Origin of the sequence: Flavobacterium sp. 9 (assembly GCF_002754195.1) — a bacterium.
GTDB lineage: Bacteria > Bacteroidota > Bacteroidia > Flavobacteriales > Flavobacteriaceae > Flavobacterium.
This window is the reverse complement of sequence record NZ_PEEU01000001.1, coordinates 1,040,607-1,065,177: the sequence shown is the minus strand read 5'-3', so window position 1 is coordinate 1,065,177 and position 24,571 is coordinate 1,040,607. Positions and strand designations below refer to the sequence as shown.

At 32.7% G+C, this 24,571-nt stretch carries 17 protein-coding genes and 1 other RNA gene; 8 read left to right on the top strand and 10 right to left on the bottom strand.

Annotated elements, in window-relative coordinates; all coding sequences use genetic code 11:
- Window positions 1-10: 10 nt before the first annotated feature.
- Window positions 11-304: a hypothetical protein gene (locus tag CLU81_RS03730; protein ID WP_099708599.1), complete on the bottom strand. Its 294-nt coding sequence runs from the start codon at window positions 302-304 to the stop codon at window positions 11-13.
- Between the two features lie 124 nt (window positions 305-428).
- Between CLU81_RS03730 and rnpB the strand changes: the two genes are divergently transcribed.
- The 3 genes from rnpB to CLU81_RS03710 all read left to right on the top strand — a co-directional run bounded on the left by rnpB (window position 429) and on the right by CLU81_RS03710 (window position 3,249).
- Window positions 429-746: RNase P RNA component class A (rnpB, locus tag CLU81_RS03725), an RNA gene on the top strand.
- 33 nt (window positions 747-779) lie between these two features.
- Window positions 780-2,030, top strand: a complete 1,251-nt coding sequence (locus tag CLU81_RS03720; RefSeq protein WP_099708598.1) for a cation:dicarboxylate symporter family transporter — start codon at window positions 780-782, stop codon at window positions 2,028-2,030.
- 295 nt (window positions 2,031-2,325) lie between these two features.
- Complete coding sequence (locus tag CLU81_RS03710; RefSeq protein ID WP_099708596.1) at window positions 2,326-3,249, top strand: ketopantoate reductase family protein; 924 nt, start codon at window positions 2,326-2,328, stop codon at window positions 3,247-3,249.
- Between the two features lies 1 nt (window position 3,250).
- Here CLU81_RS03710 and CLU81_RS03705 read toward each other — a convergent pair whose 3' ends face one another.
- Entirely contained in the window at window positions 3,251-3,445 is a 195-nt protein-coding gene (locus CLU81_RS03705) for a hypothetical protein (RefSeq protein ID WP_099708595.1), read from the bottom strand.
- 165 nt (window positions 3,446-3,610) lie between these two features.
- Here CLU81_RS03705 and CLU81_RS03700 point away from each other — a divergent pair, with 165 nt between their 5' ends.
- Window positions 3,611-4,159 carry a hypothetical protein gene (locus tag CLU81_RS03700; RefSeq protein ID WP_099708594.1) on the top strand — a complete coding sequence of 183 codons (549 nt, stop codon included), beginning with the start codon at window positions 3,611-3,613 and terminating at the stop codon, window positions 4,157-4,159.
- A 29-nt stretch (window positions 4,160-4,188) separates the two neighbouring features.
- Here the strand turns inward: CLU81_RS03700 and CLU81_RS03695 are convergent, their stop codons facing one another.
- Window positions 4,189-4,878 (bottom strand): response regulator transcription factor, encoded by a 690-nt coding sequence (locus tag CLU81_RS03695; RefSeq protein WP_099708593.1) that lies wholly within the window; start codon window positions 4,876-4,878, stop codon window positions 4,189-4,191.
- 10 nt (window positions 4,879-4,888) lie between these two features.
- Window positions 4,889-6,247, bottom strand: a complete 1,359-nt coding sequence (locus CLU81_RS03690; RefSeq protein ID WP_099708592.1) for a sensor histidine kinase KdpD — start codon at window positions 6,245-6,247, stop codon at window positions 4,889-4,891.
- 257 nt (window positions 6,248-6,504) lie between these two features.
- On the opposite strand from CLU81_RS03690, the gene CLU81_RS03685 reads away from it, so the two are divergent.
- Window positions 6,505-8,619, top strand: a complete 2,115-nt coding sequence (locus CLU81_RS03685) for an outer membrane beta-barrel family protein (RefSeq protein ID WP_099708591.1) — start codon at window positions 6,505-6,507, stop codon at window positions 8,617-8,619.
- 54 nt (window positions 8,620-8,673) lie between these two features.
- Here the strand turns inward: CLU81_RS03685 and CLU81_RS03680 are convergent, their stop codons facing one another.
- Complete coding sequence (locus CLU81_RS03680) at window positions 8,674-9,276, bottom strand: RsmD family RNA methyltransferase (RefSeq protein WP_099708590.1); 603 nt, start codon at window positions 9,274-9,276, stop codon at window positions 8,674-8,676.
- Window positions 9,273-10,094, bottom strand: coding sequence for a DUF3822 family protein (locus CLU81_RS03675; protein WP_099712656.1), 822 nt, complete (start codon window positions 10,092-10,094; stop codon window positions 9,273-9,275). Before CLU81_RS03675 ends, CLU81_RS03680 begins: the two co-directional genes overlap by 4 nt.
- Window positions 10,095-10,597: 503 nt before the next feature.
- Here CLU81_RS03675 and CLU81_RS03670 point away from each other — a divergent pair.
- Entirely contained in the window at window positions 10,598-12,022 is a 1,425-nt protein-coding gene (locus tag CLU81_RS03670; protein WP_099708589.1) for an ATP-dependent RecD-like DNA helicase, read from the top strand.
- An 89-nt stretch (window positions 12,023-12,111) separates the two neighbouring features.
- On the top strand, window positions 12,112-12,942 hold the full coding sequence (gene ygiD / locus CLU81_RS03665; RefSeq protein WP_099708588.1) for a 4,5-DOPA dioxygenase extradiol: 831 nt from the start codon (window positions 12,112-12,114) through the stop codon (window positions 12,940-12,942).
- A gap of 311 nt (window positions 12,943-13,253) precedes the next feature.
- Here the strand turns inward: ygiD and CLU81_RS03655 are convergent, their stop codons facing one another.
- Complete coding sequence (locus tag CLU81_RS03655) at window positions 13,254-14,588, bottom strand: PQQ-binding-like beta-propeller repeat protein (protein WP_099708586.1); 1,335 nt, start codon at window positions 14,586-14,588, stop codon at window positions 13,254-13,256.
- A gap of 237 nt (window positions 14,589-14,825) precedes the next feature.
- Window positions 14,826-17,930, bottom strand: coding sequence for a non-ribosomal peptide synthetase (locus CLU81_RS03650; protein WP_099708585.1), 3,105 nt, complete (start codon window positions 17,928-17,930; stop codon window positions 14,826-14,828).
- 302 nt (window positions 17,931-18,232) lie between these two features.
- Here CLU81_RS03650 and kdsB point away from each other — a divergent pair, with 302 nt between their 5' ends.
- Window positions 18,233-18,964, top strand: coding sequence for a 3-deoxy-manno-octulosonate cytidylyltransferase (gene kdsB / locus CLU81_RS03645; RefSeq protein ID WP_099708584.1), 732 nt, complete (start codon window positions 18,233-18,235; stop codon window positions 18,962-18,964).
- 216 nt (window positions 18,965-19,180) lie between these two features.
- Here the strand turns inward: kdsB and CLU81_RS03640 are convergent, their stop codons facing one another.
- A complete protein-coding gene (locus CLU81_RS03640; RefSeq protein ID WP_099708583.1) occupies window positions 19,181-21,592 on the bottom strand; it encodes a thiamine pyrophosphate-dependent enzyme in 2,412 nt (803 codons plus the stop codon).
- Between the two features lie 188 nt (window positions 21,593-21,780).
- The gene (locus tag CLU81_RS03635) at window positions 21,781-24,531 is read right to left on the bottom strand and encodes an aminopeptidase (protein ID WP_099708582.1); all 2,751 of its coding nucleotides are present in this window, start codon (window positions 24,529-24,531) and stop codon (window positions 21,781-21,783) included.
- Window positions 24,532-24,571 lie beyond the last annotated feature (40 nt).

The window sequence follows — 24,571 nt, the reverse complement described above, 5'->3', positions numbered from 1 at the left end:
TCCTTAAAAATCACCTGCCCTTTATACTGAGATCGAATAAAAACTTTGCAGTTTCCTGATCTGAGTCGGCGGAGAAACCCGCGACATACACGCCTTTTTTACCTGAAGTCGACTTAATTCCGTATACAACTGCCTCATCGCCTGGGTCCGAATCCCCTTCGTATCGATACACATGAACAATTTCAAATTTTTCAGGATTTTTTTTAATCAGGTCCGAGTTTAGATTAAAATCACATGTAAATCCTTTTTCATTCAATTGATCTAAAGCTTTTGAAACAGTTGCGTAATGATACATTCTAATCATAATAATTGAATTTTAAAATTATGGATTTTAAAGATAACTAATTTAAAATTAAAATGTTATGAAAACGAGTCTAAAATCTAAAATTTTAAATGATTATTCTTAGTTGATAAATCGTTACTTTTGCCGCGCAGACCGCCTTATCGTCGTCCTGATTTATCGGGAGGGAGGAAAGTCCGGACACCACAGAGAAGCATAGCGGGTAACACCCGTCGGCGTTAGAAATAGCGCAAGGACAAGTGCAACAGAAAGTATGTACAGGTAATGCTGTAGTGAAACCAGGTAAACTCTATGCGGTGAAATACCAAGTATATCAGCATTTAAGGGCTTCTCGTCCGTTGTTGAAGGGTAGGTAGCTTGAGTCCAGCAGTAATGCTGGATCTAGATAAATGATAAGGCTCTGATTTATCAGAGACAGAATCCGGCTTATAGGTCTGCATTTTTTATATATATTTGTGATACTCTCTAATCTATCCTCATGAATATAAACTCTCCCAAATCTTCTAATAAACCAAAGAAAAGTACTTTTAAAATCATCATTACCAATCTTACTTTTTGGGTTCTGATTGCTATTATTGCAGGTATTTTGCTTGGACATTTTTCGCCTGAAAATGGTGTGAAAATGGAAATATTAGGCACAAGGTTTATTGATATTATCAAACTTTTTATTGGTCCGATTATTTTTCTAACGATCGTTTTAGGAATTTCGGGAATGGGAAATCTTAAAAAAGTAGGCCGAATTGGAATAAAAGCGCTCGGATATTTTGAAGTGGTTTCGACAGTGGCTTTGGCGATTGGAGTTTCTGTTGCTAATATTTTTAAGCCCGGAAAAATTGACAGATCCGGATTGACTCTTGGCGATGCCAGTCAATATACAAGTAGTACAGCCAAACATTTTTCGTGGTTAGAGTTTTTCTTTTCGAACTTTACTTTGCAGGTTTTATTGGCGGCGATTGTTTGCGGTATTGCATTGAATTTTTATAAAAAAAGAGAACAAACAATTTTAGTTTTAGAACGTTTTTCAAAATTAGTTTTCCTAGGATTAAAATATGTCATGTATTTGGCTCCAATTGGTGCTTTTGGCGGAATGGCTTTCACTATTGGTAAGTTCGGTTTGCAGACTTTGATTCCGCTTGGGAAATTGATGTTATGTGTTTATCTGACTATGGCGCTGTTTGTATTTCTGGTTTTAGGAAGTATTTTGAGATATTATAAAATCAGTATTCTTTCGATTTTAAAATACATTAAAGAGGAACTTTTATTGGTTCTTGGAACTTCATCTTCCGAAGCTGCTTTGCCAAGTATTATGGTAAAACTGGAACAAATGGGTTGTAGTAAATCGGTTGTTGGTTTGGTGATTCCAACAGGTTATTCTTTTAACCTTGACGGAACTTCGATTTATTTGTCGATGTCGGTGATATTTTTAGCGCAATTGTATGATGTTCATTTGAGTTTTTTCGAAATACTAAGTGTTATCGGAATCCTGATGGTAACCTCAAAAGGCGCGGCAGGTGTAACCGGAAGCGGATTTATAGTTCTGGCGTCGACTTTGACGGCTTTGCATAAGATTCCGGTCGAAGGATTGGCTTTTTTATTGGGAGTTGATAAATTTATGAGTGAAGCGAGAGCAATAACAAATTTGATTGGAAATACCGTGGCGACAATTATAATCTCGAAAACAGAACATGATTTTACGGAGTTGAATTTGGATCCTGTTTTGGAGGAGTAGCTTTGTGTTTGATGGTTTTGTGTTGAAATGGCTTTGTGTTGAATGGCACGCGGATTTTACGGATTCGCTATTGCGAAGGCGCGGATTTTAACGGATTTTTTTTTATTTACTCGCAGTAACCGCATTTTTGTCATTTCGAGGAACGAGAAATCTTCGCGAGAAACTCGACAAAGATTGGGCTTTCGTTACGGAGTTACTCGTGAAGATTTCTCGTTCCTCGAAATGACAAACTATATGGTTGTGTTACTTTTAATTCGAGCTAATTAGTGTAATTCGTGGCTAAAAAATAATAATTATGAAAACAAGAATCGGAATTTTAGGACTTGGTGGAGTTGGAGGTTATTTTGGTGGACTTTTGGCGAAAGCTTATTTTGGATCGGATGCAATTGAAATTGTCTTTATTGCGCGTGGAGAAACTCAAAGAATAATCGCTCAGGACGGATTAAAAATCGTTACAGATGAAACTGAATTTATTGTTCGTCCAAAATTGGTTTCGAATAATCCGGATGAAATTGGGCAATTAGATTATTTAATTTGCGCTACCAAAACCTACGATATTGAGGAAAGTTTACTTTCGTTAAAAAAGTGTATTGTTTCTGAAACCGTTATTCTTCCTTTGTATAATGGCGTTGATGCGCCGGAACGTATTCAGGAATTATTCCCTGAGAATGTAGTTTTAGAAGGTTGTGTTTATATTATTTCGATGATCTTTTCGCCTGGAACGATCAGGAAAATGGGTTTTTACGAAAAGTTATTTTTTGGCTCTAAAACGACTTCAAGATCAAAATTAGAAGAATTGCAAGACATTTTGCAAAAGGCCAAAATCGAAAGTTATCTGGTTGAAAATATTGAAGAAACGGTTTGGGAGAAATTCATTTTTATTTCGGCATTAGCTTCTGCAACTTCTTATTTGAATGAGAATATTGGTGAAATTTTAAACAATCCCGAATCTAAAGAGCTTTATGTTCAATTAATACATGAAATTGTAGCGGTTGCCAAAGCTAAAGAGCTGAAACTGCCAAACGATATTGTACAACAAACAATCGTAAAATTAGAGAAATCGCCAAAAGAAGCGACTTCATCTATGCACAGAGATTTATTGGCAGACAAAAATACAGAGGCAATTTCATTAACTCAGTTTGTGGTTAAAGAAGGCGCTAAATACAATGTAGAAACTCCTTTTTATACAAAGATTGCTAACGTTTTGTTGCCTCAATAAATTATGATTCGTCTTTTGTTGTACGCACTAAACTGATTCCGGACATAAAGAAAACAATACCAAGAATTCCATAAATAATTAGTGATTTAATATCTCTTGTTGCTCCGGATGTACCGGAGAATATCACGGCTGTATAAATAAGTCCAACTATACCAAGAATGGTTAGTAGACCTCCAAAAAATCTTTTTAGGTTCATGATTTCTAGTTTTAAAAGGTTCATAACAAATGTATTATGATATCTTTTAGAACCGTTATACAATTGCCTTTAAAACTTATATTTTTCTCAGTGTTAAAAGGATCTTTTAATACGATTTGTATTATTTAAATGCTATTTTTGGCGCAACCAATTTAAATAACCAAAATGAAAAAAAATTATCTGTTCTTATGTTTTGCCGTTCTTTTGTTTAATGGGGTTTATGCACAAGATGAAGCTGTAACTTCTGTCAGAAAAAATCAATTTAAAATTAATTTGTTAGTTCCGGGGTTTGTATATGAACATGGCTTTGATACTAAAAATACACTTTATTCGGAACTAAGTTTGAACTTAGGGTATAGACATAGTGATTTTTATGATGAATCTACTTGGTATTTTGTTCCAACAATTACGGAACAATTTCGTCATTATTATAATCTGGAAAAAAGAGCAACTAAAGGAAAAAGAACAGCCTATAATTCAGGGAACTTTGTCGCTGGCTCGGTCTACTATCACTTTCAATCAATTTCTGCAAATAGTAAGTTTAATGAATATTGTCCTTCTGTAACAATTGCTCCGCTTTGGGGATTTCAGCGAACTTATAAAGGAAGATTTAATTTAGAAGTAAACTTAGGTGCGGGTATTAATATTGATAAATATGACAGTGAATTTGCAGCAGTAGCAAACTTTTCACTAGGATGGGTTATCGGGAAATAATCTTTTTAAAATAGAAAAACCTTGATTCGTCAAGGTTTTTCTATTTTAAATTCTAAGCCAATATTACGAACACTTTCAATACTGATTTTTGGATCTGAATTAAAGTATTTTCTAAGTCTGCTGATAAAAACATCCATACTTCGTCCTGAGAAATAATCATCTTTTTTCCAAACCGACATTAAAATTTGGTCTCTCTTTAATAACGTATTGTGGTTTAGATATAAATACTCAATAAGCGAAGCTTCCATTTCTGTAAGCTGTTGCACATGATTTCTATTATTTAGTGTTAATCTTTCATTATCAAAGATATAAGAACCAATTTCAATTATATTATTTCCGTCCAGAGTTCTCTTTTGTTCGATTCTCTTTAGAATATTCTGCAAACGCAAAACCAGTTCGTCGACTTCAAAAGGTTTTATGATATAATCGTCTGCACCAAGTTTTAATCCGGTGATTTTGTCTTCTTTTAACTTTCTAGCTGTTAGAAAAATAAATGGAATCTCAGGATTGATTGTAATTATTTTTTCGGCCAATGAAAAACCATCTAATTTTGGCATCATAACGTCAAAAACACAAATATCAAATTCTTGGTTTTTAAAATAGTCTAAAGCTATTTCTCCATTTTCTGCCCAGATTACTTCAAATTGATGTAATTCTAAATATTTTTTTAAAATTCCGGCAAAGTCAAAATCGTCTTCAGCTAAAAGTAATTTTTTCAAAATAAGATAATTAAATTTTTAATAAAATAGTAAACTGAGTTCCTTTTCCTAAATCACTCACAACGTTAATTGTGCCCTGATGCGCTTTTATAATTTGATTGACATAATACAATCCTAAACCTAAGCCTTTTGTATTATGAAGATTACCTTGTTCTACGCGATAGAATTTATCAAAAAGGAGCGATTGTTTATTCTTTTCAATTCCAATTCCGTCATCTTCAATACTAATAGAAAATTGATTTTGGACTATTCTTGTTTTTATCGTAATCGTATTTGAACCGTATTTTACAGCATTTTCTAAAACATTTAAAAAAGCGGTTGTCAGATGGAATTTATCTAAAACTAAAATTGTTTTCTGCGTTTGAAAATCAGTTTGAAGATTGATTTTTGGGAATGTAATTTTAAAATCATTCACAATTGCAGTAAGAAAATCTTCGGTTTCTATTTTTTCTTTTTGTAATTCAATTTCATTTTCAGCCAGTGAATTTGCCATAACCTGATCAATCAGATTTTGTAAACGATTGTTCTGGCGTGAAATCGTATTGACAATTGCCTGGAAATTTTCATCATCATCACGAATATTTTTCTTCTCCAGGATTTTGGTCGAAATACTTAAAGTTGCTAAAGGTGTTTTAAGTTCGTGCGTAATATTATTGATGAAATCAGTTTTTACATCGCTTACTTTTTTCTGTTTGATTAAAGCTTTTATTGCGATTACAAAAAGCGTTATAAGTGTTAAGATCGATAATAATGATAAGATTAAAACAAACATCATTCGCCTTAAAATAATCATTTCCCAGTCGATTACAGAAACGTACATTGAATCTTCTGTCAATAATTTGTAATCTTGATTAGCGAAAGTTCCGTTCGTGGTTCCAACATAATTCCGTACCAGAAAAGCGTGATTTAAAGAAGCTAGATTTCCGTATAATTTGTTTTGTATAAATGGCTTTTCAGAGAAAATTGTATCTGCTTTTTTTGTGTTTTGGTACAGTATAAATTTATTGAGTACAATCGCAAAATCAATTTTTAGATTTGGTAAATCACGTTCAAACTTACGTTGGATTTTCTGCGTCAATATATCTCTAAATTCATTGCCAAGAACACCATTTTTGATATCTAGTTTGCTCTTTTTTCCTTTGATATAATTCTCGGACAAATTTTTATAAAGAGCTTCTTTTCTAGATACAATTACAGAATCTATATCACTATAATTGTTAGATATCTGAGCGATTTCATTTTTGATTTCCGTATGAAATTGCGCCACTTTATAATCGTAAGTCGTTTTTACCAAATAGCATTGAACCGTCGATAAAACGATCAAAGCTATAACAGAAAATGCGATTAATAAATTGATTCTTTGTTTCATTTGTTATTATGAAATAATGGCACGCGGATGACGCTGATTAAACGGATTTGTATAGATATTATTTTTACGCAAACTTTATTACTTAAACCAGTGTAAATCCGTTTAATCCGTAAAATCTGTGGGCAAATTTTCTCGATTCAAAAATAATGCTTTTATAGTACAAAAAGCACGTTAACTCCGCATTAACCTTCAATTAACCTTCAGAACTCATTTTTAGAAGCACTTTTGCATTGTTTCAATCTAAAATCAATCAAAAAATGAACATTTATTTGCCTTTAAAACTTTTCTTAATTCTAATTTTATTTTGTTGTTCTCTACTTGCAAATGCACAAACCGAAACTCCTAAAGACAGTATTTCGAATAAGTTAAATGAAGTTGTGATCACTCAAAACAAAAAAACTTTTACCAATACAAACGGAAATATAAAAGTAGATGTTGCTAATTCGATTTACAATTCGATTCCAAATTCAGTTGATTTATTGGCGAAATTACCAACGGTTCAAGTGAGTTCAGACAAAGAAAGTATTACGGTTATTGGCAAAGGAAGTCCGCTGATTTATATCGACAATCAAAAAGTAGGAATGAACGATTTGAATGCTTTGGCTGTAGCCGATATTAAAACGATCGAAATCATTCAGAATCCATCTTCTAAATATGAAGCCGAAGGTCGTTCTGTGATTTTAATTACAAGAAAATTTAGCAAAAAAGATAGTTTCCGAACGGAAATTTCTGAGGTTGCTTCTTTCAAAAAAAACTACAATAATTACCTAGGATTTAATTCTAATTTCAAAAAAAACAAACTCGAACTGAAAGCAAATTTCAATTACAATCGTCTAAACCCGTGGGAAAACCATAGTATCGATTATCAAATTCCGACTGCAGATATTGCTTCTAAATATGATGTAACCGCCGATACTAAAAGAAAACAATACGTGTTTGGCGCAGGTTTGTTTTATAAAATAAACGAAGATGATTATTTTTCGTTTAGTGTCAATAGTAAATTACAAACAGATGCTTTTCCAATCAATACAATAACGGATAATAAAAATAAAGAGATTGAAAATCATGTTGTGACGGCTAGCAATAATAGCGGAAGAAAGAATTTTGTAAACTCTTTTTTGAATTATTCTAAGAAAATTAAGTCAATTGATACGCAGGTTTTTACCGGAATTCAATATTCAAATTTTGATCAGACTTCTTTGAGTAATGTTCAGGATAATTTTAATGATACACAATTTGAATTGACGCAAAATCGAGATCAAAGATTTAAAGTAAATGTTTTTTCCGGAAGAATTGATGCAGAGAAAAAATTCAAAAATGAAATAAAATTGGAAGTTGGAGGATTGTACTCTTCTGCTACTTCAAAATCAGATTCGGATATTTTATATTATAAAACTAATGTAAATGAAATAAGCCATTATGATTTTAGCGAGCAAAATTTAGCGGGATATAGTCAGCTTTCCGGAAAGATTAAAAAGGTCGATTTCTCAGTTGGTGTAAGAGTAGAGAATACCAATGTAGACGGGAAATTTAGAACTGATTTAACGCCTTTAATAGATAAAAACTACACCAAATTTTTTCCAAAAGCACAGTTTACATTTGCAATTGACAGCACAAAAAATATTAGTATAAATTATGCTAAGAGTATTTCAAGACCTAATTATTCGTCTTTAAGTCAGGGCGCAACTTATATAAATCCATATTTTTTATATGCTCGAAACATTTTTTTAGATCCAACTATTATTAATGAAATTTCGTCTACTTTTCAATATCATGATAAATCAGTGAAATTAAGTTATTACCAAAATACAGATCCGGTTTATAATACTTTTACGTTTGATAACCAGCAAAATATAATGACTTTTAAAGATATAAATTTCAAGAAAGAAGAAGGAATTAGTCTTGATTTTGAAATACCTTTTACTTATAAATTCTGGACAACAACTAATTCGCTCGTTTTTATTCTGGAGAAAATACAAGATCCGTCGGCAGTACAATTATCATCAAAACCTTATTTGTATTATTATTCGAGTAACGAATTTAAGCTTCCAAAAGAATATAATGTAGTCGTTAGTTTTTGGGGATTAACGGAACAATATAAAGGAGTTTTTGAACGAAATGCCAGATTTCTGGTTGATATGGCGGTTTCAAAAACCTTTCTTAAAAAATGGAATTGTACACTCAGTTGGAATAACATTTTTAAAAATGTAGTAGAAAAAGAAGAATTTACAATTAATAATGTCAGCTCAAAAGCAAGATATGTAGTCGATGCTCAGGAAGTTTCAATTGCGATAAAGTATTCTTTTGGAAAAATAAAGACTACTGAATTTAAAGAAAAGAGTATTAATGAGAATTCAGACAGAGTTCGATAAAACAAAAAATCCCTTGAAATTTTCAAGGGATTTTTTTATGATTTAAAAAGGAAATTATCCTTCGTCTTCTTCTATTATTTTTATGGAATTGTCCGGAAGTTCTTCGTCGTCATCTGTAGAATTCAATTCAAAGAAACTAAAGAAAGATCCTCCGTAGCTTTTCTGAAAAGAAAAATTACTTAAATGCTCCATTTTTGTATATTTCGAATGCTCGATAATCATCATTCCGTCTTCATGAAGTAAATCTCTTTCGAAAACCGTTAAAACAATTTTTTCAAAAGCATTTTGATCTAATCCATAAGGCGGATCTGCAAAAATAATATCATAGGATGTTTTGCAATTTTCCAGAAATTTATAAACGTCACTTTTCGTAGCCGCAATATTAAAATCATATTCTGAAGCGACTTGTTTGACAAATTTTACACATCCAAAATCACCATCAACTGAGGTAATTGGAGCACTTCCGCGTGAAGCGAATTCGTAACTGATATTACCGGTTCCCGAAAATAAGTCTAAAACCTTTAAGCCGTCAAAACTAAAATGATTATTTAAAACATTAAATAATGCTTCTTTACTCATGTCAGTCGTAGGTCTTACAGGAAGGTTTTTTGGCGGAAAAATTCGGCGTCCTTTGTATTTTCCTGAAATGATTCTCATGATTGAAATAAGATATAATGTTTTTGATTTTGTGCAGTTGAAAAGCGGTTTCTTTGCTGTAAAGTCTCTACATCCATAAAAGAAATATGGCGAATATACTTGTAAGCAATGGCATAAAATGGGTCGTTTCTATCTATTGTTCCTAACAATTCAAGCGGAAAACTTTCTGGATTTAAGCTCAATTGTTCGGCAGTAAATAGTATATAATAAAGAAAATCTTCGGGAGTCTGGTATTCAAAAGAATTGAATAATAGCAGCTTTTGATTTTGCACAACGATTATTTCAAAATGATTTGGATTGAAATTTACCACCATTTTTTTCTCATCATTGTTTTTTGAATTTTCAATGATTTTCTCGACCAAAATACTGTTGACATGTTTGTAATCAAACGAACCAACAGTATCAATTAAAAAGTTATTAATATTGACATACGGAATATAAACCGAATTCATTTCGTATTTTGAAAGATGATCGAAAGTAAAAAAATCAGTTTCAAAAACTTTTGTAGTGTATTGTAAATAGCTTGCCAGGTAATTTTCGTCGAACAAAGCCGTTGGTACAAAAGTTGAAAGATTATTGTTGTGAATTACCAAAATCTCGTCGTAAGAATCTTTTAATTCAGGATAGTTTTTAAAAGCAGCACTATATAAGTCTTCAATTTTTGATGTTTTTTGTGCAGCATCAAAGTTAACTTCGTTAAACGCTGTAATAGTATTATTTAGAGTATCAAAACAACAAAATGAAAATCCATTCAAGGAAACCTGAATAGAAAGTTTTTTGTAATTTTTTGAAGTGATATTAGTATTTTGCAATGACATATTTGATTTACAATTCGTTACCTGTTTTTGAATCAAGAAAGAATTTAAGGCGAGTACAAACTTACAAATTAAAAAGGAAGAATTATAATTGCAATTTCAAAAAACAATTTCAATTAGATTTTAAAGCAAGGTTAAATTTTCTTTACCATATAAGTGATGTAAGTAATTTAAGATTTAGCTTTTGCTGGAAATGGAATTCAATGTGAAAATCTGTGACTTGCCATTTAAAGTTTGAATCTTGTAAATGATCAGTAAAGGTAAAGTATAGGAAACATAGCCAGTGGTTTCAACCACTGGAACACAATATATTGTTGTAATATATAGAATCAAACAAATATTATAATACGTCTCCCAAGGTTGAAACCTTGGGCCATGCTGATTCTTATGTCAAAGCTTTTTGTATTGATTCCATGATAATATGGACTTACATTACTTATATGGTGGAAAAGATTAAATTGACATTGCCATTAAAAAGCCCGTACTTTGTATTTCAATTTTACCTTATGAATTCATCTTTGTTTTACGGCGTTTTGCAAAAAAGATTTCCGTTTCCTCCAACATACAAACAGGACATTTTTTTTCAGAAAATCGCTATTTTCTTAACGGACACACATAACGATACGATTTTTGTACTAAAAGGATATGCCGGAACTGGAAAAACGACTGTGATTTCGACAATTGTAAACAATCTTGGCGATATTAATAAAAAGTTTGTTTTGTTGGCGCCAACTGGTCGTGCGGCAAAAGTAATTGCAAATTATTCGAATACGCCTGCTTTTACAATCCATAAAAAAATATATTTTCCTAAAAAGTCGGCTGGTGGAGGCGTTGCTTTTACCAAGCAATTGAACAAGCATAAAAACACCATTTTTATCGTCGATGAGGCTTCGATGATTTCTGATAGCAATTCAGATTCTAAACTTTATGATAACGGATCGCTTCTGGACGATTTGATTTCGTATGTATATTCAGGAACCAATTGCAAGATGATTCTTCTTGGAGATACCGCTCAGTTGCCGCCCGTAAATTTAGATATAAGTCCGGCGCTTGACACGCATACTTTGGCGGCTCATTATAATAAAGAAATCGAACATATCGAACTTGACGAAGTAATGCGTCAGGAGGAAAGTTCAGGGATTTTGTTTAATGCGACAGAATTACGTGAATTACTAAAAGAAAGCTTTATTACTGAGTTTAAATTCAATGTAAAAAAGTTCAAAGATATTGTCCGATTAACGGATGGTTACGATATTCAGGATGCAATTAATTCGGCTTACAGTAATTATAGTATTGAAGATACAGCGTTTATAGTTCGTTCGAATAAAAGAGCGAATCAATATAATGAACAAATCAGAACGAGGATTTTGTTTAAAGAAAGTGAACTTTCTGTGGGCGATTTCTTGATGGTAGTAAAGAATAATTATTTCTGGCTAAAAGAAACTGATGAAGCTGGATTTATTGCCAATGGTGATATTATTGAAGTTCTGGAACTTTTTGGAATCAAAGAATTATACGGATTTACTTTTGCGAAAGTAAAAATCAGAATGGTCGATTATCCGGAGCAGAAACCTTTTGAAACGGTATTGTTATTAGATACAATCAAAAGTGAATCTCCATCTTTAACGTACGAAGAATCAAATCGTTTGTACGAAGAAGTGATGAAGGATTATGAAAATGAAACGACGAAATACAAGAAGTTTCAGAAAGTAAAAGAGAACGAATATTTTAACGGATTACAAGTGAAATTCTCGTACGCAATTACGTGTCATAAATCGCAAGGAGGGCAGTGGAATACGGTTTTTATAGAACAGCCATATTTACCAAACGGAATCGATCGCGATTATATCAGATGGCTTTATACCGCTATGACACGTGCTAAAAATAAGTTATATTTGATAGGATTTAAAGACGAGAGTTTTGAGGAATAAGACACCAATTTCACAGATTTTTACGAATTATTTTAGGTTTATAATTTGTGTAAATTAGTGCAATTTGTGTTGTAAAATCTATTTTCACAATGACAACATTAAACGACTTACATTCGATTTCATCGACGTTTTCGAATACAGATAAAATGCCGGTTTTATTTTTAGGACACGGCAGCCCAATGAATGCAATTGAAGAAAATCAGTTTGTGGCTGGTTTTCGTGATCTTGCCAAAACATTGCCACAACCGAATGCGATTCTATGTGTTTCGGCGCATTGGTTTACGAACGGAACCAAAGTGACTTCGATGCAAATGCCAAGAACGATTCATGATTTTGGTGGTTTTCCGCAAGCTTTATTTGATGTGCAATATCCTGCAAAAGGAAGTCCTGAATTAGCTTTGGAAACTCAGAAAATTTTAGATCCTGTTCAAGTTGATTTAGATGAACATTGGGGTTTAGATCATGGCGCCTGGAGCGTAATAAAACATTTATATCCAGAGGCAAATGTTCCGGTAATTCAGTTGAGTATTGATTATACAAAATCAGGACAATATCATTTTGAGTTGGCTCAGAAGTTGCAATCATTGCGTCGTAAAGGTGTTTTGATTATCGGAAGTGGAAACATTGTTCATAATCTTCGTCTGGTTGATTTCAGAAATTTCGATAAAGATAATTATGGTTACGATTGGGCGATTGAAGCGCGTGAAACCGTTAATAATTATTTATTGGATGGAAATTTTCAGCCTTTGATTGATTTCGAAAAAATGAATAAAGCGATTCAATTGGCGATTCCAACTCCGGATCATTATTTGCCTTTATTATATACTTTAGGTTTAAAAGAAAAATCAGAAGAATTGAGTTTGTTCAATGATAAATTATTGGCGGGTTCTTTGAGCATGACTTCAGTCAAAATTATGTAGTAATTGCGTGGGAAGTGCGTGGGAATTTAACCGCAAAGCGCGCAAAGTATTTTTGTTATAGATTACGCTCATTAAACGCAAAGTTCGCAAAGCTATATTGATAAAGCTTTGCGAACTTTGCGTTTTTATAAAACCTTCCAAATAAAAAATCTTTGCGCGCTTTGCGGTAAAATACGCAAGGCAAGATTAACGGTAAAGCTTTGCGAACTTTACGTTTTTTATAAAACCTTACAAATAAAAAAACTTTGCGAACTTTGCGGTAAAATACACAAGGCAAGATTAACGGTAAAGCTTTTGCGGTTAAATTCACTCTATTTTTCTAAATAATAAGCATATAAATATCCATCAGCGCTTCCGAAATAAATGGTGTTATTGTTTATAAATGGAGACGAAACTATAGAACCTAATTGGTAAAATTGATCCATCACTTTTTTATTATTATCATAAAGTGAAAGATCTTCATTTTGACCAGTATATCCAAAATCAAGTAAGTCATTTTTTAACGTCGAAGCGGCAAATTGTTTCCGATTTTCGGTGCTTACAACATTAGATTTTTTGCCATTTGAGTGTAAATCCAAAGAGAAGAAATTACCAGTAAAATCTCCAAAATAAATCGTATTTCCTGCAATTGCCGGTGAAGTATAAACATAACCATTGGCTTTGAAACGATATTTTTCGGCACCGGTTTTAGCATCCAAAGCTAGTAATGCATATGTATCTGATGTTCCTACATAAACCGTATTATCTTGAATAACGGCAGAGCTTAAGATCCAGGAACTTTGCGCATCGTATTTCCAGATTAGTTTTCCGGTTTCGGCATTTAAAGCAAAAAAGAATGGTTCTCTGGCGCCAAAATAAACTTTCCCGTCAGAAACTGCAACAGACGATTGAATTCCTTTAAAGCCAGTTTTTGTTCCCGTGGCAAAACTCCATATTTCCTTTCCGGTTTCTATATTCAATGCATATAAAGTTGCATCCCAACCACCAATATAAATTTTATCACGATCGATTACAGGCGTTCCGTGAACAGGTCCGTTAGTTTTGAATTTCCATTTTAAGTCACCTGTTTTAGCGTCTACAGAATAAACATTTCCGTCGCTACTTCCGAATAAAACTACGGCTGTTTTTCCGTTTTCATAAACTACTGGAGATGATAAATAAAAGTCCCATAAATCATCCATATATTGAGTTTCCGGTTTCATTCCCCACATTCCAATTTCGCCCAGCCAATGTTCGCCGCCAGTTTTAAATTTCCAGATTAGTTTTCCGTCTTCTGTATTTACGGCGTAATAATTTCCATCAAAACTTCCAAAATAAATCGTGTTTTCAAATATACTTGTAGAACTGTGAATTGCTCCTTCAGTTTTGAATTTCCATTTTGTTTTTCCTGATTTTTCTTCAATGGCATATAGAAAACCGTCTTCGCTGCCAATATAAACAATATCATTTTTTGCAATTGGAGAAGCGAAAATTTTGCCTTCAGTTTTGAATTTCCATTTTAAAGAACCAATTGGCTGATATCCTTTTCCGTCAAAAACAGGATTCGAAAATGCATTAATTATTTTAGGATTATTTTTTTTGCTTAAAGCCGAATTAATAAAAAAGAAATTCAATAAAAGCAGAATCAGAATCGACAGTTTTTTCATGATGTTTTTTCTGATAAATATACTATAATTTTAAAAAGAAGATATTAGAAATTGATATTCTAATAAATGAAGTTCAATATGTTACATTTTTAAAAACGTGTTTAATACGCTTAAAGTAAATTGTTAATTACAGGAATTATTTGGATGCCAGTTTAGGTGTTTTTGGCAGCAATATTGCATTTGTAACCTTAATATAAGGGATAATACAGAAAGCATTATCCCTCATTAATTGAAATTTTACGCTTTAAATACTCCCATGAATTCTAAGTAAGGAGTCATTAATTTTTTATCAAAAAGCGGTGGTGTTAAATTAGAATCTTCTAAAAAATGCTTGGTATTACTTCGGTCATAATAATAGGTGTTTTCATAAGCTTCTACTAATGATTTGCCTTCGTGTACATCTTCTGTAAATAAGCTAAGCAAAGGATAAATTGGCAGATTGCTGTCATATTTCCATTGGTTAAGCCATTGATGATATTCTATTCCTTCGAGATTTGTACTATAATATTCATTCATTTTTGAACAAAAATCAGTCAGTGAAACGTCATTTTCAGCCAGAGGAGAAAGGTGGAAATTTAGACCTACAGCTTCCTTTTTTTGACTAATATGCATAATCGCTTTACACATATAATCTACTGTAGTCAATTCGTCTTTGAGTCCCATAACTAACGGAAATGATTTGAGCTTTACACAACTTCTGATTAACGCTCCCCACCACTGATTCATGACTGTAGCGCCTGAAGTACTGTGACAAACGGCAAAACCTAATCTGAAATTGATAATAGGCAGTCCTTTTATTCTTGCTTTTTCGGCGATACTTTCCATTACCCATTTGGTTTTTATATATCCCAAATCACGAGAAACTGCTGCCATATTTTGATCTATCGCATCATCTTCATACATCCATGTTTTTTTTGTAAACGGTCTTCCCCAACTAAAGACGCCCATTGAAGATAGCAATACCAGATATTTTATTTTTTTTGTAACAGCGAGATCGATAACATTATGTAATCCGTCAATATTCGATTTTTTTATTAGTGGATAAGGCTGTACATAACTTACGGAACTTCCGGAATGATAAATTACTTCAATGTTTTCGGTGATAAAGTTATAATTCTCTTGATCCATTCCAAAATGCGGTAAGGATAAATCGCCAATCATAGCGATAATTCGGTTGTCGTAAACATTCAACCAATGAAGCTTGAATTTGGCAAATGTTTCTTTAATTCGTTCTAATCCTTCTTCTTTAGTTGTTGCTCGCACTAAACAGTAAATATTTGCTGTTGTATGCTGCAAAAGTTCTTCTAATAAATGAGATCCTACAAAGCCTGTAACTCCGGTTAAAAAAATAGAATTCGGATTTTTTAAAACTGAAGGATTCGGAATATCGGTTATGGTAAAATCTATATGAAGTTCTGCATCTTTTACAAGTTCTTTAATCATTTCTTCTGCTTTCTTTTTTTGTGAAACTTCTGTTTCAAGCATTCGTTTTTCAACTTCTTTTACAAATGACGAAATGGTTTTGTAGATATAAAGCTCCGGAAGAGTAATGCGATTTCTAATAGGTTCCGGAAGACTGATATGAAGTTGTGCCAATAATAAAGAATGACCGCCTAATTCAAAAAAATCATCATCTTGATCTATAACATTAAGTGATAATAAATCTTTCCAGATATGTTTTACAATTTCAGTAAGATTATCGTCTTTCCATTTTGGTGTCGTATTACTTTTTGTTGGATTCTCAGGGATTTCCAGAATAGATTTATCAATTTTTCCTGCATGAGTTAGCGGCATTTTTTCGATTACGATATACTTGTCCGGCAACATATAAGCAGGCATTACTTGTTGAAGTTTTGCTCTTATTGATTGCAATGATTTTGTCTCATGATCTGTTGTTGCATGCAGTTGAACGAAGGCAACCAGAGTAGGTAATCCATTTTCTTTTTTTTGAACTTTTAATGCGGCTTTAGAAATCTGAGGTAATTTAGAAATGTTGTGCTCAATCTCTGCCAATTCGATTCTATATCCTCTTATTTTAACCTGATCGTCCGTTCTGCCGTAAAATTCTAAATTTCCATCTTCTCTTAACAAAACCATGTCGCCCGTTTTATAGAGTCTATTATTATTATTATTATTATTATTATTATTATTATTATTATTGAGATTCAGAAGCCATTCTGGTGTTTGTATAAAAGCTTTTTTGGTGTCTTCAGAGCGATTTAGATATCCTAAAGCCAATTGATCACCGCTAATATAAAGTTCTCCAATACTACCTGATTCAGACGGTTTTAAGTTTTTGTCTAAAATCAATAATTTAGCAAATAGCATAGCCTTTCCTATAATTCTGGGATTGATTTCAGTTTTGAATTCATAATTGCTAACTGCAACTGTGGCTTCCGTAGGTCCGTAGCTATTGATTAGTCGGATTTTTTTATACCATGCTTTTACCGTATTTTCAGTACAGGCTTCACCGCCAATTGCTATTGTTTTTAGATTTCCAATTGGTCGGTTTTGAGGTAATGAAGCCAAAACCATTGGAGGTAATAGTGGGATGGTATCAATATTATTTTGGACAATAAAATCCAAAAGTGGTTCTCCAACAATTTTGTTATTTGGATATAAATAAATTGTTGCGCCTTTGATTAATGGTGTCCAAATGTCTATTACTGCAGCGTCAAAACTTGGAGATGCAAACTGAAGAGTCGTATTTTCGCTTGATAAACCTAAAAGATCTGCCTGAAATTGTACAAAATTCAGGAACGATTTATGACCAATAATAACTCCTTTTGGTATTCCGGTACTTCCGGAAGTATAGATTATGTACGCAGGGTTTTCGGGTAATATTTGGCTTGGAAGATTTTCATCAGATAATGCTTTAAAGGATTCCTCTTCGGTCAATAAGTTTAATGCTTTAATGATTGTTTTGCCACTTTCTATTTTATCTAAAACCGAATCTATTGTCAACAAAAGATCAATTTCAGAATCGGTAATCATCATTTGTATTCGCGATTGTGGCAAATCTGCGTCTATTGGTAAATAGGAGGCACCGGTTTTTAGAATGGCCAGAAAAGCGATGATCCGATTTGCCGATTGCGGAATACAAACGCCTATTTTACTGTTTGATTGAATGCCATTGGTTTGTAAATATCGAGCTAGTTGATTGGCTTTTTCGTTAAGATTTTGATATGTGGTTTTACTTGAGTTGTCGATTATTGCATTTTTTGGGGGATAACGTTCTGTGATTTGCTCAATTAGCTTTACAATATTTGTTGCTTTATTTTGTAATTCATTTTCCAAAAAATCATTTTTGTCTACTTCAGCGATTTTAATTTCTTCCTTCATGGTTTCCAAAATTTAAATTAGAATTTTCTGTTTTGTAAATATCTTACCAGTAATTGATTACGAAAGTTTTGTGTTAAAAAACTGATATAAAACTACTTAAAAAAAATCTTACATTTTGTAATTAAATAGATAAGTTTTGAATATCAAATTGTAATTCAGTTAGTTATGAAGAAAAAAGGGGGCAAATAGTAAAATAAAAAAATCAAGCGGTTTAGAAAAAGCTGAAATCTATTGATAAAGTAATTTCTTTTAAACTTAATTTCGAATAGTTACATTTGTTTACGTTTAAAAATAAATTTAAAATGAAAATAATAGCTGTAATTCCGGCACGATATGCTTCAACACGTTTTCCTGCTAAATTGATGCAGGATTTAGGTGGAAAAACTGTGATTTTAAGAACTTATGAAGCAACTGTTGCTACAAAATTGTTTGATGATGTATTTGTAGTAACGGATTCTGATTTGATATTTGATGAAATTGTAAATCACGGCGGAAAAGCCATTATGAGCATCAAAGAGCACGAATCCGGAAGTGATCGAATTGCTGAAGCTGTTGCGAATTTAGATGTTGATATTGTTGTAAACGTGCAAGGTGATGAACCTTTTACAGAAGCCGGACCATTAGAACAGGTTTTATCTGTTTTTAAAAATGATGACGATCGCAAGATTGATTTGGCTTCGTTAATGCGTGAAATCACAAATGAGGACGATATAAATAATCCAAATAATGTAAAAGTGGTGGTTGATCAATTGCAATTTGCATTGTATTTTTCACGTTCAGTGATTCCATATCCTAGAGATAAAGATGTTGGTGTGCGTTATTTTCAACACATCGGGATTTATGCTTTTAGAAAGCAAGCTTTGTTAGATTTTTATAGTTTACCAATGAAATCTTTGGAAGCTTCTGAGAAGTTAGAGCAACTACGTTATTTAGAATTCGGAAAACGTATTAAAATGGTCGAAACAACTCATGTTGGTATTGGGATTGATACGGCTGAGGATTTAGAGAAGGCTAGGGCTATTTTGAAGTCTTAGTTTTTGTGATGGCACGCGGATGACACGGATTCGCTATTGCGAAGACGCGGATTTTTTGTCATTGCGAGGAACGAAGCAATCTCACTTGCTTTATCACGTCATGTTTTAATAGTGTGGTTGCTTCGTTCCTGGCAATGACATAGTTTGAGTAAAAATAAAAAAGCTTGTAAACAATTGTCTACAAGCTTTTTTTATATTCAAAACCGAACTAAATTTTTAGTATAAACTAGGGAATTTAGATGGATTAACTTCATTCATCATACTGTATACTTTTTCAAAAATATCTTCGGCAGAAGGTTTTGAGAAATAGTCACCATCAGTTCCATAAGCTGGTCTGTGTTCTTTTGCAGCAAGGGTTTGCGGTTTACTGTCTAAGTAATTATAAGCGTCTTGGTCTTCCAGAATTTGTTGTAAAATAAATGCTGAAGCTCCTCCAGGAACGTCTTCGTCAATTACTAAAAGACGATTTGTTTTGGCAATACTTTTTACAATATCCTTGTTAACATCAAACGGAAGTAAAGACTGAATATCGATTACTTCACAATCAATTCCTAAATCCAACAATTCTACTGCAGCTTGTTCTACCAATCTCAATGTTGATCCATAAGAAACTAAAGTGATATCTGAACCTTCTTTTAGGGTTTCAACTACACCAATTGGTGTTTTGAATTCTCCAAAGTTTAACGGAGTTTTTTCTTTTAAACGGTAACCATTCAAACATTCGATAACTAAAGCTGGTTCGTCAGTCTCTAAAAGAGCGTTGTAAAATCCTGCCGCTTGCGTCATATTTCTAGGAACCAAAACGTGGATTCCGCGAATAGCGTTAATAATCATTCCCATTGGAGAACCAGAATGCCAGATACCTTCCAGACGATGTCCACGAGTTCTGATAATTAATGGTGCTTTTTGTTTTCCAACGGTTCTGTATTGTAAAGTAGCCAAATCATCACTCATGATTTGAATCGCATACAGTAAATAATCTAAATATTGAATCTCAGCAATTGGACGTAAGCCTCTCAAAGCCATTCCAATTCCTTGTCCAAGAATAGTTGCTTCACGAATACCAACATCGGCAACACGAAGTTCACCGTATTTTTCCTGCATTCCTTCTAAACCTTGGTTTACGTCACCAATGTTTCCTACGTCTTCACCAAAGATTAAAGTTTCTGGATATTTGCTAAACAAAGCGTCAAAGTTGTCACGTAAAATCATACGTCCATCTAAGTCAGCTTTTGCATTTTCAGCATATTCAGGAAGTACTTTCTTAACTGAAAATACATTTTGCTCAGAATCAGAATATAAATTACTGCTGAATCTTTCTTGTGTGATTCCAATATAATCTGTGATCCATTTTGATAGTATAACTTTACTATTTGGAACTTCGATAAAGCGTAAAATCTTTCTTGCAATAACAAGCATTTCCTTTTTTAAAGGTGATTTTATAGCGCTTAATTCAGATATGTATTTTTTAATTCTTTCTTTATGATTGATGCTTGCCTCAGCAATTTGCTCCAATAATATTAAAAGATTTTTTTGATCTTCGATAATTGGATTTATAAAAGAATTCCAAGCTTCTTTTTTGGCTTCGAGAACTTCTTTTTTCAATTCAAAATCAATTTCAGCCAATTCCTCAGGAGATGCAATATTGATGGCGATCATCCATAAACGCATCTGACGAATACAGTCAAAATCTTTTTCCCAAGCCAGTCTTTCTGCATTTTTGTAACGTTCGTGAGAACCAGAAGTAGAATGTCCTTGTGGCTGAGTTAATTCGTTTACGTGAATTAAAACAGGAACGTGTTGTTCGCGGGCGATTGCACCGGCTCTTTCATAAGTAGAAACTAACTCGGCATAATCCCAACCTTTTACTCTAAAAATATCATAACCTTTAGAATCTTCGTCGCGTTGGTATCCTTTTAAGATTTCAGAGATGTTTTCTTTAGTGGTTTGATGTTTTGCGTGAACCGAAATTCCGTATTCATCATCCCAAACACTCATAACCATTGGTACTTGTAGAACTCCGGCAGCATTTATGGTTTCAAAAAACAAACCTTCAGATGTACTTGCATTTCCAATAGTTCCCCATGCAACTTCATTTCCGTTCACAGAGAATTTGTCTTTGATAGTGATACCATCAACATTTCTGTAAATTTTTGAAGCTTGAGCTAATCCCAATAATCTTGGCATTTGTCCGGCTGTTGGAGATATATCTGCGCTTGAATTTTTTTGTTTTGTTAAGTCTTTCCAAGATCCGTCTTCGTTCAAACTGTGCGTTACAAAGTGTCCGCCCATTTGTCTTCCTGCAGACATTGGATCAAAATCTAAATCGGTATGACCGTATAAACCTGCGAAAAATTGTTTTGGAGTCAGCTCGCCAATTGCCATCATAAAAGTCTGATCGCGATAGTATCCGGAACGGAAATCTCCGTTTTTAAAAGCTTTTGCCATAGCAAGCTGCGGCACTTCTTTTCCGTCTCCAAATATTCCAAATTTGGCTTTACCAGTTAATACTTCTTTACGACCTAAAAGACTACATTCGCGGCTGGTAACTGCAATTCTATAGTCGTTCAATACCTCAGTTTTGAAATCTTCAAATGTTAATGTAGTATTGCTTTTTTCTTTTATCATAATCTTGGAGAGTCATGTTTACTCTGCGAAATTACTTAAAAACAATCAATAATCATAATTCTTTAAAATAAATATAATTCAATTATTTGTATTTAAAACCAAAAAACTACGTACTTTTTTTGTGGTATTTTTACGTAAAATTTGTTTTTTGTGATAATAATGCAGGTTTTTATTTAAAATTCATTCGATTAGAACCATTTTCTAGTGAAAAGATTGACTAATGTTTTTGGTGATAAAGTGATAACAAATCGTATTTTTTGGTCATAATTTTTTTGAGAAACCTCCCATCCATTATTCGAATAAACGGGAAAATAGAGTTCAAAATAGTCCGGAACCAAATTTAACCGTATACCGCTATCATAAACAAAGTCTGCACTTTGATGTTTACTTTTCATAAAACCAATATCTCCATACATTTCAATCCAGTTCCAAATCGAATAACTGGCATTCAAAGTTGTCATCCATTGATTGGCGTATGCTGGTTCTAATTTTGATTTAAAACCACCTTCTGCCATTACAAATTGCTGACTAAAGAATCCCGTACTTTCAGATCTTCCGTAAAAATTATAATCAAAAAGATAATCTGTTGGACGATCTAAACCAAAACTAAAATAATCTGAATTTGTAGAGTTGTATATAAAAGCTCCGGCGTACATTCTTAAATTTAATTTGTGATTGTTTTCGAACAATCTTCTATATTCAACTTCTCCGGCAATTTTTCCAAAATCTCCCGAAACTTGAAGATCATTCATGTAGCTGAAATGATTAATCAACTCGGTTTTTGTATTTGAATAACGCGCATTGAAAACCGAATAATTTGGTTTTGAATTATCAGTTATATATTTGCTCTCCTCACGATTTACAATTACCTGACGAAACAGTATTAGCTGTTTTCTATTGTCTCTAAAATTTTCTTCACGGATTCTAAACTGAACCATCGGATTTAATCTGAAATATGCTGCGTCTGGAGCGTAGTGAAAATAATTTTGACTCAAAGAATATCGCACATTATATAAGGTACTATTTCTGTAATATTCGCTCCATGAAAATGCCGAAGAACCGGAAATTGTCCCTGCATTTATAGAATAAGCAGGATTAATGTCAAAAGTAAACGGTTTGTCAAGAATAGTTTTGTTGTGAAAACGAATTCCGGGTGTCAAACCATCGTATAAATTATAAGTCAGCGTTGGGATATATAAAATCTGATTGTAATACGGATCTTCAAGATCTTTGGCAAAATTAAATTTTATAGGACGATTTACTATTACAACACTTTTCAGAGATTTCCAATTGTTTCTTTGGTTGTATTCCGGAACCTCGTTGTCGTAATTAAGAACCAGTTTGTCTGCATTTTTTCGGGCAAATTCATAAATCGAATCATTATTCTTTGGTTCAATCCATTTCTTGAATACTACTTCATTTTTCTTAATTCCGTAAACTGGAATCGGAACAAAGTTATCGGTCTTATTTTTTATTTTAAACTGAACGCTGTCTTTAGTTCTCGAAACATTTGTAAACTTATAGTCAATAATATCACGTGAATCTATGATGGTATTAAAAAACCATTTGATGTTTTTTGGACTGTTTTTAGTTAGTATTTTTTCGAAATCATAGCGATTCGTTTGTTCTTTTTTGTTCAGATTATAAAATTCGTGCACACTTTCAGGAACAATATTATTATTTAGATAATCATCTAAATAACTCAGACTTAAACCTGCGCGGTATTTGCTGGCAATTTGTTCGTTGAATTTTATTAAAGTATTTTTTGGGTCGCCAAGTGGTTGATCGAGATTTTTTCTCGCCATTAACATGTAATAATAACTGTATTGCTCGTTGAAAGTCAGATTTGTAATGTTGTAACTTTTAAACAATTTCATGTCAGAAAGTCGTCCAAGCATCTTTTGATCCAGGTGATTTTGCTCCATGTATTTCATCATGGCATAAATCTGAATTCCGTCATAAACCCAATTGTCTTTTCTTGGATCCAAACGTAAACTATTCTTCAAATAATTATTCAGATACGTTTTTAAGAAAGTAATCTCAAAAATAAAATCATCACTAAACGGACTTATAAAAGATGGTAACTGATTTAATCCATAAAAAGGATTTCTATCATAATCTGCCTGAGAAATCAATATTTTTTCATGTGGATATTTCCCAATAAAATCATTTGCAAAAGTAGCAACTCGATCAATTATAATTGCCTTTTGAATTTCATCCAGTTTCTTGGTTTTTAAATCCGATAAAACTTCTACAAGACTATTATCATAGCTTTTGAAAGTATTCTGTTTTTCGATATAAAAGTTAAAATCAGTTCTGTTATTTCCAGAAAATAAATACGTACTAAAAGAAGGATTCGTAATATCTTTTGAAACCGAATTCAAATCAGTTGTAATAGAATAGCTGCTTGGAAGTTTTACTTCGATTTCATAATCAGTACTTGCATTAGCAATATCGTCCAGATTGAAATTGTCGTTTTTTGTAAAACTATGATTTTCAAATCTTGCAGGACTTAAAAACCAATTTTTCAAAATCATTCCACCATTCTGAGTAAAGCCATAACGCGTAAATTTGTCACTTGGGATTTTAGAAATATAAGTTAGATGCAAATCTATTTTTTGTCCGGGATATAATTTCCGATTTAGCTTAACGATAATGTAATCCGGATTCTTATCTGTTCTTTCCCATTCAAACGCCATATTATCAGAATCTGATAAATTTAAAATCGTAGTATTTCCTCTTTCTGCGGGTTTGGCAAGATGAAAACCTCTATAAAATTCATCAGAAAAACGTCTCGCAAGCGGCGTGTTTTTGTCAGAGAAAGCATTGTTCCAATCGTTCAGAACAATCGAATTCAATGTGTCGTTTGAAATATTATAATACGTAATATCCTGTTTTACATTTAGAGTTTTGAGTTCGAGATTAACCGCCACCTCCATCTTAGATTGATGTTGTGCGTACTGTTTTACCGAACTTAAT